The sequence below is a fragment of the Tenacibaculum profundicola genome (assembly GCF_057220795.1).
The window spans coordinates 1,859,222-1,875,135 of the sequence record NZ_CM170137.1; the positions used below are offsets into that span (position 1 = coordinate 1,859,222).

General features: G+C 32.6%; 12 protein-coding genes. 5 read left to right on the forward strand and 7 right to left on the reverse strand.

What is annotated here, in order from left to right:
• Positions 1–22: 22 nt before the first annotated feature.
• From AC2TDS_RS07915 to AC2TDS_RS07935, 5 genes are all read right to left on the reverse strand, one after another.
• Positions 23–2,137, reverse strand: coding sequence for a DUF349 domain-containing protein (locus AC2TDS_RS07915; RefSeq protein WP_484738557.1), 2,115 nt, complete (start codon positions 2,135–2,137; stop codon positions 23–25).
• A gap of 81 nt (positions 2,138–2,218) precedes the next feature.
• Positions 2,219–2,986, reverse strand: coding sequence for a shikimate dehydrogenase family protein (locus tag AC2TDS_RS07920; protein WP_484738558.1), 768 nt, complete (start codon positions 2,984–2,986; stop codon positions 2,219–2,221).
• The gene (locus AC2TDS_RS07925) at positions 2,967–3,974 is read right to left on the reverse strand and encodes a DUF368 domain-containing protein (protein WP_484738559.1); all 1,008 of its coding nucleotides are present in this window, start codon (positions 3,972–3,974) and stop codon (positions 2,967–2,969) included. The genes AC2TDS_RS07920 and AC2TDS_RS07925 overlap by 20 nt, the downstream gene beginning before the upstream one ends.
• 34 nt (positions 3,975–4,008) lie before the next feature.
• Positions 4,009–4,932 carry a polyprenyl-phosphate transporter gene (locus tag AC2TDS_RS07930; RefSeq protein ID WP_484738560.1) on the reverse strand — a complete coding sequence of 308 codons (924 nt, stop codon included), beginning with the start codon at positions 4,930–4,932 and terminating at the stop codon, positions 4,009–4,011.
• Positions 4,933–4,943: 11 nt separating this feature from the next.
• Complete coding sequence (locus AC2TDS_RS07935) at positions 4,944–9,371, reverse strand: translocation/assembly module TamB domain-containing protein (RefSeq protein WP_484738561.1); 4,428 nt, start codon at positions 9,369–9,371, stop codon at positions 4,944–4,946.
• 148 nt (positions 9,372–9,519) lie between these two features.
• Here AC2TDS_RS07935 and tsaD point away from each other — a divergent pair, with 148 nt between their 5' ends.
• The 5 genes from tsaD to AC2TDS_RS07960 all read left to right on the forward strand — a co-directional run bounded on the left by tsaD (position 9,520) and on the right by AC2TDS_RS07960 (position 14,519).
• Entirely contained in the window at positions 9,520–10,548 is a 1,029-nt protein-coding gene (gene tsaD / locus AC2TDS_RS07940) for a tRNA (adenosine(37)-N6)-threonylcarbamoyltransferase complex transferase subunit TsaD (protein WP_484738562.1), read from the forward strand.
• Between the two features lie 4 nt (positions 10,549–10,552).
• Positions 10,553–12,403 carry an LTA synthase family protein gene (locus AC2TDS_RS07945; RefSeq protein ID WP_484738563.1) on the forward strand — a complete coding sequence of 617 codons (1,851 nt, stop codon included), beginning with the start codon at positions 10,553–10,555 and terminating at the stop codon, positions 12,401–12,403.
• A gap of 2 nt (positions 12,404–12,405) precedes the next feature.
• On the forward strand, positions 12,406–12,969 hold the full coding sequence (locus tag AC2TDS_RS07950; RefSeq protein ID WP_484738564.1) for a Crp/Fnr family transcriptional regulator: 564 nt from the start codon (positions 12,406–12,408) through the stop codon (positions 12,967–12,969).
• Between the two features lie 70 nt (positions 12,970–13,039).
• Positions 13,040–13,798, forward strand: coding sequence for a hypothetical protein (locus AC2TDS_RS07955; RefSeq protein ID WP_484738565.1), 759 nt, complete (start codon positions 13,040–13,042; stop codon positions 13,796–13,798).
• 118 nt (positions 13,799–13,916) lie between these two features.
• Complete coding sequence (locus tag AC2TDS_RS07960) at positions 13,917–14,519, forward strand: aspartyl/asparaginyl beta-hydroxylase domain-containing protein (RefSeq protein WP_484738566.1); 603 nt, start codon at positions 13,917–13,919, stop codon at positions 14,517–14,519.
• 168 nt (positions 14,520–14,687) lie between these two features.
• Here the strand turns inward: AC2TDS_RS07960 and AC2TDS_RS07965 are convergent, their stop codons facing one another.
• Together AC2TDS_RS07965 and AC2TDS_RS07970 are read right to left on the reverse strand one after the other, a co-directional pair.
• Positions 14,688–15,299: a thioredoxin family protein gene (locus AC2TDS_RS07965; protein ID WP_484738567.1), complete on the reverse strand. Its 612-nt coding sequence runs from the start codon at positions 15,297–15,299 to the stop codon at positions 14,688–14,690.
• Between the two features lie 7 nt (positions 15,300–15,306).
• Positions 15,307–15,795, reverse strand: a complete 489-nt coding sequence (locus tag AC2TDS_RS07970) for a TlpA disulfide reductase family protein (RefSeq protein WP_484738568.1) — start codon at positions 15,793–15,795, stop codon at positions 15,307–15,309.
• Between the last annotated feature and the right edge of the window lie 119 nt (positions 15,796–15,914).

A 15,914-nucleotide genomic window follows, 5' to 3' on the forward strand; every position in this document is an offset into this window, starting at 1 on the left:
CTTTATTATTCTTTACACTCTTTTAATAATTGAGTTTTTTTAAATAATCTAATTTTAATTGCCAAATATCTAATTGTTCCTTGAATTCCTGAATACCTTTTCGCACACTCTGCACAAACGGGTTATCTTCGGTAGCATTAGAAATAAAACTAAGGTTATTCTCTAATTGCTGCATTTCACGAACATTTTCATCTATTTTTCTTCTTATAAACAACTGTTCGCTATCTAGTTTTCTATAATCCTCTTGCCCCAAATAACCGTCTATCACATTTTTAAACTTCAACATTTCAATATCCGCCTTACTCATATCCATATTATTCAAATGAGCATCAATAGCTTTATTAAACTTTTCGTTTAGATAACGTGCATTTCTAGGCAAAGTTCCTAGCTCCTTCCATTTTAAAATGTATTCCTGTACTTGATCAAGAGTTAGATTTTCTTTAGATTTTATTTCTTCTACAATCTCTTTTTTACCATCTACAACAGCCAGTTGCTCTTTATTTACTTCATTCTTTCTATCATGAAGTCTGTCAAAGTAGTAATTACATGCTCCCTTAAAACGCTTCCAAATTTCATCTGAATATTTTCGTGGTACATGCCCGATTTTTTTCCAATCAGATTGAATACGTTTCATAGTATTTGTGGTAACCTCCCAATCCTCACTCTCTTTTAAACTTTCCGCCAACTCCACCAACTCCATTTTTTTCTTTAAATTTTCACTTTGAGAACTTTTTTCTTCTTTGTAAAAAATATTTTTTGCCGCGTTAAACTTTTTGGTAGCTGCCTTAAATTGCTGCCAAACAGCCTCACTTTTACTATAAGGTAATTTACCTACTGCAAAGTATTTTTGTCTCAACTCCTCAATATCTACAATACTTTTTTGCCAATCATTATGTGTCTTATTATTAGACGTATCATACGTATCAATTTCTGCTATAACCAACAACTTTGCATCAATCATTTCTTGATACTTTGATTTCAATTGTTTGAAATACTGATGACGTTTATCATGAATTTTCTTCGTAGCCTGACTAAACCTACCCCATATATCTTCTCTATACTCCTTACCAATAGGTCCAATTTCTTCTTTCCACAAACGATGTAAATCTTGCAATTCTTTAAATGCTTCATTTACATCCCCTTTTTCATTTAATGCCTCTGCTCTGGCGACTAACTTTAATTTTTCCTCTAGATTATGTTTAAAATCAAGTTCTCTAAAATCTTTATTTAAATGCAATAAATCATAAAATCTTTCAACATGATGGTGATAGGTTCTCCAGGTATCATTATACTTCGTTTTTGGCACTGGCCCTACCGCTCTCCATTTCTTTTGAATTTCTTGAAAATCATTGTACATATTTCTTACATCTCCATGTTCAATTAATGATTTCAATTCTTCTATCAGCGCATTTCTTTTCTCAAGATTTTCTTTAAGTTGTCTTTCTAATTGAGAATAATATGAATCACGTTTTGTTTTATACTCCCCAAGTAATTTGTTATACTCTGTTTTTACTGGACTAGAAAACTGGAAATCTATTGAATTTCCTCCTTCTGCCAAAAACGCTTCTTTTTTCTCCGCTAACAGCTTCCCAAACTTAGAATTGAAAGAAGATTTGATCGCTTCAATATTATTTTTTAACTGCTGAATTGGATATGATTTTAACAGTTTTGATAATTCTTCAACCAATTTATCCAACTCCATTACAGCGTAATCAAGCATCGGAATTTGATGCTTTTCATCTGCCTTTTCAGCTTCTTCAGCTACTTCATTCTCCACTTCATTTACTGCCTTTTCAGCATCATTCGAAACCGCTTCAGTCTTATGTTCAGTCTTTTCGTTTTCTTCTACTGCATCACCAGCCTCATCACCTTTATTTATTGCTTCTTTCTCAGTCGTATTCTCTACTACCTCAGCTTCATTCACTACTTCCTCTGTCTCATTTACTGCAGTCTCCGTTCCACCTTCTTCTTTTACTTCTTTTTCGGTATTATCCTCCATAACTTCAGTTTCATTCACTATTTGCTCAGTTTCTTTCTCTAACTGTCCATCTTCACGCACTACCTTTTCATCATCATTCATCACTCTTTCAGCTTCATTTACTGATTGTTCCATCTGTTCTTCGTTGTTTTCTAACATATCTACAATGTTTAAGTTCCTTTTAATTAAGTGTTAAAGATAAGCATTCTTATAATAATGCACACTTTATTTCAATGATGATTACATTAAATTATTCCATATTTCCCAAGACTTTTCTGCTTGTTGTTCTAACATTTCCATTCCATTTTTAATTGTTGCCCCTCTTTTTTTTCCATTTTTTAAAAACATTGTTTCTGATGGATTATAAATTAAATCATATAATAAATGTTTCTCTGTAATGAATTCATAAGGAATATTCGGGCAGTTGTTCACATGAGGATGTGTACCTAATGGCGTACAGTTAACTATTAATAAACATGAGGTCATTACTTCTTTATTAATATCATTATACCCTATAAAACCTTCTTCTTTACTTTGACTTCTCGATACAAATATATATTCAATTTTTAGCTTATCGAAAACGTAAGCCACTGCTTTTGAAGCTCCTCCTGTACCTAATATCAATGCTTTTTTATGATGTTTTTTCAACAGAGGCTTTAATGATTCTTTAAATCCGTACGCATCTGTATTATATCCCTTCAGCTTCCCGTTTTTTGTTATTTTTATAGTATTTACAGCCCCTATACTTTTTGCCTCTTCATCTATCTCGTCTAAAAAAACAACAATTTCTTGTTTGTATGGAATAGTAACATTCATTCCTTTTAACTGACTCTTACACTCCTCTAACTTCTCTGGAAGCTCACGAATACTTTGTACGTCAAAATTAATATATTGATGATCCGTTAATTTTAATTTTGAAAACTTCTCTGTAAAGTACCCCCTTGAAAATGAATATGAAATATTTTTTCCAATTAAAGCAAATAAGTTCTTATTTTTTTCTTCTTTCATAAAAATCAATCATTAAAATCAGGGCTATACCAAACACGATAAAACCAATTGACACCCATGTTTCCTCACTCTGAATATCTGGAATGTAGCGCTGGTAATTTTCTATAATTTTATTCCCTTTTTTATCTACTAAAAACGTTATTCCTTCTGTTTTGTATATCGTTTTTTTCCATGGCCATACAATACCCAATGACCCTGTAATAAAACCGATTAAAATCGCCGTAACAATTTGATGCCACCTTTTTAAAACATAGGCCAACAAATGTGATATAGAAACTAACCCAAATGCTGAACCCGCAGTAAAAACACCAATAATTTTAAGGTATTTCACCTTAACCGGGTCTTTTAACACTTCAAAATTTCCAGAAATTAAACTCGTGATAACATTGGCTAAAACATTAACACTATCAACCAATAGCAACACATAATTACCTAATAAAATTAAGATAAAAGAGCCTGAAAGCCCTGGCAAGGTCATTCCTGAAACACCAATGATACCACACAAAAACACAAACCAAAGGTTATCATTTTCTTTTGCTGGTATCATAAAACTTATGGCTAATCCTATGGATACTCCTATTAATAAAGCTATAATATTCTTCAGTTTCCAGTCTCCAAAATCTTTTGATATATAATAAATAGACCCTACTATCATTCCAAAAAACCAAGCCCAAACATATAACTCGTAATTCTTTAAAAAGAAATCAAGGAGTAAGGAAATACTAAAATAACTAAACATGCTCCCGGCCATAACAAGTACCAAAAACTGTAAATTTGTGTAGAGCCCAAAACTCCTAAAACGACCATTAAATAATAGTTTAAAAGCCTTTCCGTTTACTCGCTGAAAAGTATAAATAAGTTCTTCATAGAATCCCATAATAAAAGCAATCATCCCCCCAGAAACTCCGGGTACTTTATTTGCTCCTCCCATGGCCAATCCTTTTAAAAACAAATTGACTTTTTGTATGAATGTCCGTTCTTTATACATGCAGTTTTATTACCGTCACGAAGTTACATATTTTCTACTGCCTTTTAACAGCTATTTTTTCAAGCAATAAAATTAAACCAAATCCAAAAGCACCTAATACAATTGCGTATAACAATTGTGAATCACCTTCAAAAGACAAAGGAGATATCGACAACTCATTAAAAGGCACTTGTTCACCATGTGAGTTGGTTCTGTAGGTCAACACCTTTTTCCAAGGCCAAATTTTATTTAATGACCCTAAGATAAACCCCGTTAAAGTCACTAATGTATAATTTTTATAATTTGCGAATAACCACTTTAATATTCTCGAAAAAGATAATAGGCCAACAACTGCTCCTGCCGCAACGGTTGCGACTGTTGTTAAGTCCCTATCATTAACCGCTGCTAAAATAGGCTTATACGCTCCTAATAAAACCAAAATAAATGCTCCAGAAACCCCAGGTAAAATCATGGCGCAAATTGCCAAGGCACCGGCAAAAAACAAAAAAGCCAGCGATGATTCTTCCGATATCAAAGGGGTTAATGTTGTTATATAATACGCTAAACCAGCACCTACAACCAACAGAAGTAGTGATAACGCATTCCAACTAGTTACTTGTTTTGCTATATAAATTATACTCGCCAAAACAAGCCCAAAAAAGAAAGACCAAAGCAATATCTCATGATTTTCAAGCAACCAAGAAATCACCTTGGCTAAAGACACCACACTGATAGCAATACCTAGTAAAAGAGACGCTAGAAAATTCCCATTCAATTGGCTCCATGCTTGTTTGATTCCTTCTTTTTTTAACGTTTGAAACAAGGATAAATTCACATTACTTATTGACGTAAGTAACTCTTCATAAATCCCAGAAATAAACGCTATTGTTCCTCCTGAAACACCTGGGACAATATCTGCTGCTCCCATTGCCATTCCTTTTAATCCTATGATTACATAATCTTTTACTGTTCTAATCATTTATACACAAGTTATTTTTCTTTCTTTTTAGGTGATTTAAAATATATTATATTTTTCTTTTCTTTAGCTAGGGTATCTTTTTTTATTACTGTTTTCTTCTTCTTCAAACCTAGTTTACCTCCAAGATCAGATAGATTATTAAAATTTACTTGATATGACAACCCAACTCCTTGCGTATATCCCTCATCATCAATAGAGTATTGCACATCATTTTGTCTATTAAAAACAGTTCCTCTAAAGTTTCCTTCTTCATTTAATAACACCTCAACTTTTACTTCTCCTACAACACTAGTTTGCGTATTGGTTCCTAAAGGAACCCCTACCTTTCCATTGACAAGCACTCGATCACTTAACTGTGTACTAACCGACACATCTACCTGATCATCAATATTCAAATTTTCTATATCATTCTTATCTCCCTGAGTATAACCTACCCCTACTTGAAATTTATTACCTTCACTATTTAACATACTCGACAAGATACTCGATGCTATTTCTGAGGCCGTTCCGGTCAAACCGGATGTTGCACTGGCACCAATAGCTTCCTCATTATAAAAAGTTCCAAAAGCCAACAAAAACGAAAAATGCTGCATCTTTGTATTCAAATCATTTTCGTTTAAGATAAACTCTAACTCCGAACTTACCGTTGAGTTTGCGTTTGGTATTTTAATATCAAACTCTTGTTTCGAACTAAACAACCCTCCAGTGATTTTAGTGTATAAATCTATGGGTATTTTACGACTAGAATTAATATTATCTAAAACTTGAGCTGGGTTTGCTTTTGTTCTATATACTGCTGTAAGATCTAACTCCGCATCATAAGGGCTTCCACTCCATGAAATCGTTCCTCCTCTTTGTACTACAAAAGGCTTACTAATACCTGCATATTTAAAATTATACAGTCCATTATCAACTTTAAAATCTCCATACATATTGAACTTTCCTCGCGTATTGATATCTATCGTTAAATTCCCTTGACCACTTCCTCTCAACTCACTTCCAGAAACTTTATCGATGACTACTTGTGCTACAGCATCTTTTGTAACGTCAAGTTGCATTTTCAAATCTAATCCTTTTATATCTTTGATAATCTTTTCTTTTTCATCTTTTTCGGTGGTTCTTTTTTCAAAGTGAATCAACTTATAATTATCTATCATTTTAACATCACTTAAAGGAATTACAAATTTGGTTCCAGATTGTGTGCTTCCTTCTACTATAATATCTAAATTACTAGTTGCTCCCGTAATTTCTGCTGTACCTTTTAAAAAACCAGTTCCGTAGTATTGTATGTCTTCATCTTCTTGCGTATCTAACACCAGCATCCTATCCGTATTAATATCTAAATCCATAAACCATAGTTCAAAATTCTCGTGTGCAATATACCCAGACAGTTCCGCTTTTGTTTTGTATTTCGTATCCTCTAGTGTTACCCTGTCTAAGATAAATTGCTGTCCGGTTAGCTCGATATTTGTATTCCCTTTTAAATCAAAATCAACATTTAAATACGGAAAAGTTAACCCCGCATCTTTAAATGCTAAAACCCCATCAAAATCAGGATTCCTCAAAAAACCCTTAGCGGTAAAATCCCCAGACACACTACCTCTTAATTTTGACAACACTTCTTCTCCCAAAGGACTAAATGCCGCTATTTGATATTCTTTTAATGATATAGTTACATCTATTGATGGTCGTTCTAAACTAAAGTCCAATTCTCCCTGAGCAGATATGCTTTTTGCTTTCTCATTTAACAATTGCATATTTACTAAGTACTTTTCATAGGAATTTCTACCTGTAATATCTAAGGTTAAATCTCCCTGATCAAAGTCGTTAATTTTAAAAGATTTTATTAAAACATTTGCTTTCGGGGCTAATTTGCCACCTTCCTCTTTAAACTCAATAGCCCCATTAATCTTTCCATTTAACTTTAAACTATCTATCGAAGGTAAAAAACTTTCTAAAGTTACTTGATCAAAATCGGCCTGTAAATCCTTATAATTTGCCCCTTTAACCTCACCTCTTAATTTTATTTCTTGCTCACCAGATTTTAACATAAATGGACTGATAAAATAATCTTTCTCACCTAGGTTAAATGTCACTTTATTTTCTTTGTTGTTTTCAGGGTTTACCATCCAATCAAACCCATTGTAATTTAATGTCGATTTTTGAATTCCAACAACCCCTTTCTGGTCTTCGTTGATAGTGTAATAAAAATCTAAGTTGAAATTCCCTTCATTTTTTTTCCCTCCTTTAAATATCGATTTAAAAAACAACGTGTCATTTTCCGTTCTATTCAGTAAATTCAATTTTTCGATATCATAATACTTTGAATCTATCTTCCCGGCTGTTAAATGTGTATTATAAAGTGGGTTTTTATTATCTAACCTCAACAAAACATCCTCCATTAAATTTTCATAAGCATTTATTTCCGGAGACGAAAATGTAAGTTTTAGTAAGTTTTTATCAGAATTAATTCTCCCTTTCAGACGCGTATTTTTACCTATGGTTATTTTAGGGAGAAAGACATCTATAATTTGATTATAAATTGTGAAGTCAAAATCTAAAAACTGACTTGGAGTTACCTCAAAAGGTTGATAGTTTGTATATACACTTCCCAGTGCATTTTGTGTTACGGGAATAAGCTCATTAAATAAAAACTTTCCTTTTAATTGTCCTTTTACGATATCAGCAGAATTTACTTCAATGGTTTTTATACTATCTTTTACGGTTGAGTTTACATTAAAGTTTTTAAACGAATAGGCCTGCTTTTGATTGGTATAGATCACGTTTTTAAATACTGCTTTACCAATGATATTATCTAGTGTATTTCCTGAGATATTCATCACCATTTTCCCTTCTAATTGAGCAATACTATCTCTTGTAAACAAGTTGGTCTCTTTTAGGTTTAATTGATCTATATCAACCTCAAAATCAAACTTATGAACAACCGATGAAAAGTCTGCCAATCCCTGAAACTTTAACTTAAAATTCTCGTCTTCAGCACTTAAAAACCCATCAAACTTCTTGTTTTGAAATTGACCGTTTACAATTAAATCTTTGTACTGATACTTATTAAACTCAAGGCTACTTACCTTTCCTATTAGTATTGTGTTTACATTCTCAACATTAAATCCCCTTCCATTAACATCTGCTTTTAATGACACCTTACCCAGTAGTGGATCATTGGCAAAAACACCAATATCAAAATCTTTAAATTCTACTTCACCTACATAAGCAGCATTATCTATATTCTCTATATTAGTTAACTGTAAATCAGATATAGTTGTACCTATCTCTGAATTTACTATAAGAGCCGCTTCCATCTGATCAGGAGTAATCTTTATAAAGCCAGACATAGCAAAAAGACCGAGTCTTTTAAATTCAGTAGGTAAGGTTTTACCCAATAAATTAGGCAATACACTCTTTAATTGATCGTAGTTTGACGTAACGTTTTCTATGTCGGCATCAAAAACAAAACCTCTTCTGGTTTTTAAAGCATTTACAAAACCTAAATCACCGATAATTTTCATTCCTTTTTTAGAATGCATCTTTAAGTTAGTTATGCTAAAGTTATTTAATACACCGTCGGCAAGACCTGTAAAATAGAGCATATCATTTCCTCTCAACTCACGATACAATTTATTCAAATCTTTAAGCGAAATCGCACTTTTTTTAAATGCCGCCTTTATTTGTACTTTATCGTTAAAATCGATCAAGTCTTTCCTATTATATGTTAGCTTTAGATCTGCTTGTATCTCTGATTTATGATTTGTTTGTAAAACGAACTTCTTAAACAACATACGAGTTTTTGTATACGTAAAACCCGTTGATAAGTTGGTTACATTGACTCCGTTATTTTCAATAAAATACATCTTTTCAATATCTGCAGAAACATCGGGTCCTATAATTGAGAAATTCTTCAAATTAGCCCCACCTTTCTGTGCTGAAAATTCCAATGGAACTCGCTTATTCTCATCAAACAACTTAAAGGTCAAATCTCGCAAACGTATATTTTCACTTTTCAACTTAAAAGGAGTTGATAAACTATCTTTAGGTTTTTTGCGATCAAAACTATCTATAAAAACAGCAAGGTTATCAAATTTCTCTCCTTTATAGGTTTTCATATAAAAATGAATCCCATGAAGCGAGGCCTCTCCGAGATCAACTCTATTATTGATAACTTTTTTTGCGTTACGCAATGAGGTTTTTAAATTCTTTACAAAGATTAACGTGTCTTTATGATGGTCTCTTATTTCAATTCCTTTCAACTGTACACTTCCCAACCAGGATAAATCTATTTTTTTTACTACTATATCAGTTCCAAAGCTATCATTTATATAGGTTGTAGCATGACGAGCTATTTTACTCTGTACAGGAGGCAAAGACAGTAAAAGCACCAGCAATAACAATAAAAGCACGATGTACTTTATTATTTTAAACACTATTTTTTTGGTCCTTTTTATAATCTGAAGTTTTATATAACAAAAGTAACTAGCTAACTTCAAAAATCTTGCCTTATGATAAAGAAAATTTGATTTTAACGAATTTCTAACGTATTATCAATATTTTTGCAGTATAACTCCTTTTAATTTGAGCACGAAAAACATATATATATTAGGCATTGAGAGTTCTTGTGATGACACAAGTGCAGCGGTTATTTGTAATGGTAAAGTGTTAAGTAATATTGTTGCGAATCAAGATGTACATGCAAAATATGGCGGGGTAGTTCCAGAACTAGCCTCTAGAGCACATCAACAAAACATTGTTCCTGTGGTTCAACAAGCTATAGCGCAAGCAGGAATTACTAAAAAGGATTTACATGCAATTGCCTTCACTAGAGGCCCTGGGCTAATGGGTTCATTGCTTGTAGGTACTTCTTTTGCTAAGTCATTATCCCTAGGGTTAGGCGTACCTTTACTTGGTATCAATCACATGCAAGCACATATTTTAGCTCACTTCATAAAAGAAAAGGATAGTGAAGCTCCTCCATTCCCTTTCATTTGTTTAACCATTAGCGGTGGACACACACAAATTGTTAAAATTTCAAATCATTTTGACATGGAGGTTTTGGGAGAAACTATTGATGATGCTGTTGGAGAGGCTTTTGACAAGTCTGCAAAAATATTGGGGTTACCATATCCTGGAGGACCACTAATAGATAAATACGCACAACTTGGAAACCCTAAAGCTTATACATTCAGTAAACCAAAAGTTGGCGATCTAGATTTTAGTTTTAGTGGTTTAAAAACAGGTATATTGTACTTTATTCAAAGAAATGTAAAAGAAAACCCTAACTTCATCGAGGAAAATTTGCACGATATCTGCGCCTCTATTCAGCACACTATCGTTGAAATTTTAATGGATAAACTTAAAAACACCGTGAAACACACCAACATTAAACATATTGCTATCGCTGGAGGTGTTTCTGCAAATTCCGAAATTAGAAAAAGATTGCAGCTAGCTGAAAAACATTGGGGATGGACAACATATATTCCTAAATTTGAATACACAACCGACAATGCAGCTATGATAGCTATTACAGGGTATTTACAATACCTAAACAAGAACTATTCTGATATTTCTGTAACGGCAAAGGCAAGACTTAAAGTGACAGAATAAATATATGAACTCAATCAAAAACAGAATTTTACTTGGATTACATTACTTTATACTATGGCTAGTATATTTTGGCTTTACTAGAGTTGTTTTCTTAGGGTTTTATTATAAAAAAACATCCATTCTTGATTTTTCAACCATTGTAAAAACCTTCTTTTATGGGATAAAATTAGACACTTCCATGACTGGTTACTTGTCTCTTTTCCCTTTTCTACTTATTTTACTTTCAATCTGGATTCCCAAAAAAATAATACGCTTTTCTTTAAAGAGTTACACTTTTTCCATTCTCTTAATCATCAATTTATTGATGTTAATTGATGTAGTTTTGTATAAATCATGGGGTATTCGGATTGACTCGTCATTACTCAATTATATCGACACTCCAAAAATAATGCTTGCTTCAGTACCTCAAGAGGTATTAATCTTTGGTATCATTATTTGGATTGTTCTTTCTAGCGCAACACTATACTTATTTTCTAAAAGAATAGACAAATCATTTAAAAACTTAGACAAAGGTAGCTTAGTAGAAGCGCCTATTTTCTTCCTTTTTTTTGGAGCACTCATCCTTCCTATACGAGGTGGTACCCAAGGGATTCCTATTAACCAAAGCAATGCATATTTTTCGAACCAAATGTTTGCAAACCATGCTGCTGTAAATTTTATGTGGAATTTCGGTAACTCCTTAGCGTCAAAAGCAGAAGATTCAAACCCTTACCAACATTTCAACACCAATGTTGCAAAAAAGATTATTTCCAAAAGAAAAACACCCTTACTAACTGGACGTGACTCAATTCTAAACACATCGAAACCTAATGTAATTTTAATTATCTGGGAAAGCCTGTCTGCCAAGTCTGTTGGTGTTTTAGGAGGGCTACCTGACGTCACAGAAAACCTAAATAGATTAGCTTCCGAAGGTGTTTTATTTACTAATTTTTATGGTAATGGAGACAGAACGGATAAAGCATTAGCCGCCATTTTGAGCGGGTATTACCCACAACCAACCCGAAGTATTATTAAATCGCCTAATAAAACAAGGTCATTACCTATGCTTACAAAAGAGATGAAAAACATGGGCTACCATACCTCATTTTATTACGGAGGTGACATTAGTTTTGGCAATATGAATACCTATTTACGAAATGGTGAGATTGATTTTATACTGGACGGAAGTGTTTTTGAGGAAGACAAGTGGAATTCAAAATGGGGAGTCTATGATCATATCTTTTTAAACCGCTTTATGCAAGATCTATCAAAACCAATGCTTAAAAAACCCTTTTTTAAAATTGCACTAACTCTTACCAGTCACGAACCTTACGAATTTCCAGGACCATATAAGTTTGGAAAAAAATCTGAAGATGACCTTTATAATAGTTCGCAGGCGTATACCGACAAAGCAATAGGGGAATTTATAGCAGAGGCAAAGAAACAATCTTGGTGGAACAACACCCTAATCGTTATAATGTCTGATCACGGACATCCATTACCAAAACACAAAGGTTATTTTAATTCTCCGAAAAAATTTCAGATTCCAATGATCTGGTTAGGAGGCGCTATTAGCAACCCGGGTACTATAGTTGACAATTTCACTTCACAAGTAGATTTTCCATATACTTTAACTCATTTGTTAAAAGGAAATTCAGAGAAATTTACATTTGGTAAACACCTTTTCAACAATTCTACTAATCAATATACCCATTATATTTTTAACAATGGTTTTGGCACATTAAGTAAAAACGGGAGTTTTATTTATGATAATGTAAGCAATAAACCCGTACTACAAATGGGCAATTATAAAAGATTAGATTCTTTAGGGAAAGCTGTTTCTCAAGAGGCTTATCAAGATTTTTTAAGCCGATAAAAATGGATGCCATTATCAATTTCTGCCAACAATTCATTTCGTTAGGTGAGCCTTCTGTTCTGGCTTTAAAAGATTGTGCTTTCGAAACAAAAAAATTCATCAAGGGGGAAGTTATCCTAAAAGCAAATAATTATGGGAAATACTTCTACTTTATAAACGAAGGTTTGGTTAAAATGTGTTTTACATCAGATGATAAAGAGTTTATCATGCGTTTCTTTCCTGAAAACATATTGTTTACCAACTTTGAAAGCTATATCCCTCAAAAATCTTCAAAATATAAATTAGTAGCTATTGAAAACACCTCGTTAATTCGGGTCAAAATAAGTGACTTTGAAAAACTTTGTGCAAAACATCATGACATAGAAACTTTTTACAGAAAATTTGCCACAATGGCTAATTTAAACATGATGGAAAGAATTAGTGAAATGTTAGAGGAAGATGCAAAGAACAGATATGAAAATTTCACGAAAAAATTCCCGCAATTGTTGCAACGAATTAGTCTTGGAAATTTATCAAATTATTTAGGCATTGCGCAAGTTTCTTTGAGTCGAATTAGAGCAAAATAATACTTTTTAACATTTGTAAAAAAATTAATGACTCTTAATACAGAAATTTGTTTCATCTAATTTTTTTATCATGAACAATTCAGAAATACTGCACATTGTAAATAGTCATTTAAACTACCCTAAAGTTACTCAGGTAGCAGCATCCAATACCTATTATATCCATATTGCTGCAGAAGTAGATAAAACTAATATTCCTTTTTTTATCCGTACATCTTCTCGTAAAAAAGCGCTTATAACCTTTTGTAAACAACAAACAATAAAACTCACACAAGCAAAAGGAATTATCGACTGTTCAACGTTTAAAGCAACCATTATACCCCCAGGAAGAGGTCAATATATCCGCGAAAACAGTTCAAAAACACATATAGCTAAGTTTGATTTCGCTATATTAATTGAGGTTGATAGTCTTGAATCATTAAATCAACTACAAACAAACACTATTTTTATTAATCTTATCAAAAAAATAGAGGATACGGCTTCATTTACGCATATCATATCAGCCAAAAACGCAAGAAGAATCGCGTCTGTTAATCATGAGAAACAAGGTGTGTTTTTATTCAATTATTTCTACGGAAAAAGCACGCTTCAAAACCTACTTGTATGGGAATATACTGCAGGTTGGTTTGAAAAAGAAACACAATTAAACAACTCAACCTTATTAGCCCCCACAAGCGAATCCAAATACACTATTATTAACCACTGTAGATGGAATAGTCTATGGGATATCATACCGGATCTACTTTTAAAAAAATCTTTTAAACGATACGTTTTAGATAATTTTTACGCCAATAATGTAGGTGCACAGCCTATATTGTACAAACTTATATAACATTTCCGTCTATCTAAAATGTATGATACTGACTCTATTTCAAAGCAATTTTATTTTTTTAATTAAATTAGCGAACGACTAACCATTTAAAACTAATCGAATAAATTTCAGCAAAACCATGGAAAGCATACAGAAAAGTCATATCGATCGAGTTTTACTCCCTTTTCGTTTTGATACTACTAAAATGATCAAGGAATTCGAAATTTTAAAAAACAAACACTTAACAACCTATGAATACTATGACGCCATTCCCTTGAGGGCACCTGCTCATATGGTAGATAACAGTATCCCTTTCCCTCCTCCTGCCGACGACTATGCTGACGGGTCGTGGACAGATTGGTTAGACACCCAAAAACTAAAAGACTCTCCTTATTTGAATAGCATAATGAATTTCTTTAAAGAACATACTACCGTTAATCTCGTAAGAATACTTCGTTTGGCACCAGGAGCAACTGTAAAAGAACACACTGACCCCACCCTTGCTCTTGAGGTTCATAAATCTATGATACGATTAACCATACCTATTATTGATAATAGCGATGTTACATTCTTTTTAAACAACGCACCCGTACCTATGCAACCGGGAGAGTGTTGGTATTTAAAACTTAATGATCCACATAAAATAATTAATAATGGTCAAACCGAACGTGTTAATCTAACAATTGATGTAATTCCTAATGATTGGATAAGGAACGCTATAGAACAAAGCAAACCTATATAAGGGTTTTTACTCTTTATATTCTGACATACGGTGCTAATTAGACTTCCATTAATAGCATAAACAATCTCTTCAATACCTTATCACTTAAGCATAAGTATGATGGGACCCAACTAAGTACTGGTAGACACATAGTTTAAACCATTATTTAACTGTACTATTTTATCTGTTCTATTTAACTTTAATTGAACACCCTATTGCTCGTGTATATGTTTTTTTAGGTTTTTCTCCCTTTAATAAAGCATTTACGGCATCTTCAACAAAACGTTCCTTTACATTGTTCTCATTACGAGAACTGTCATCAATAGCTCCAATATATTCAACGATCAATTTCCCTTTGTTTTTATTCAAAACATATACATGAGGTGTTTTAGTTGCTCCGTATACTGGATACACTTTCTGTTCTTCATCAAATAAGTACGGAAAAGTAAAGCCTTTTTCTTTGGCTCTTATTTTCATCGCTTCAAAATTATCACCTGTCGAGACCTCTGGATCATTTGGGTTTATTGCTATCACTGGATATCCTTTTTCTTTATATTTTTTATCGAGTGCAATAATTCGATCTTCATTTGCCACTGAATACGGACACATATTGCAAGTAAAAACTACAATAAAACCTTTCGCATCTTCAAAATCAGACAAAGAAACGATAGTGTTATCAATGTTTTTCAATTTAAAATCAACAGCAACATCACCTACTTCATATCCTGTAGGTTCGGTCATTGTAAAAGCTGAAACAACAGCGGCAGCAATCACTATTAAAAAAGTTTTTAAAATTTTCATAATTGTATTAGTTTAAAAAGGTTTGTAATTCATTTTGTAAGTCTTTATAATGGAACGATTGTTCATAAAACTTTCTGCTTTTAGCATTATAAATCAACGTTGCAGGAATAGAACCTGTCCATTTTTCCGAAATATCTTTAATCCAAAATTGCTCATTGGTATCGTCAAATAGAATAATTTCAGACTGTAATTTATGTTTTCTAATAAAAGGGATAAGACTACTTTCTAACTGCCTAGGAAAATCTAAACTCACCAAGATCACCTCTACATTTTCGTCTTTATATTCACTGTATAACTTTTCAAATGCGGGCAGTTCTTTTACACAAGGAACACACCAAGTTGCCCAAAAATTTATGACATAAGTTTTAGCGTCCTTTTTATGTAATAATGGTTTCAACTGTTCATAATTCACTGTTGAAACATGAATTTGTTCCTCATGATTTTGACTATTCTCTTTTTCGTTTTTCTTACACGAAAAACAAAGTATAATCAGCAACAATAAAAAATTAAATCTTAACATCTCTATTTATAATTCTGTATTTATAATTTTATTCCACCTTTAATCAATGTCGAAAAAAGCATACAAAAAAGATGCCATTTTTAATACATTCATTA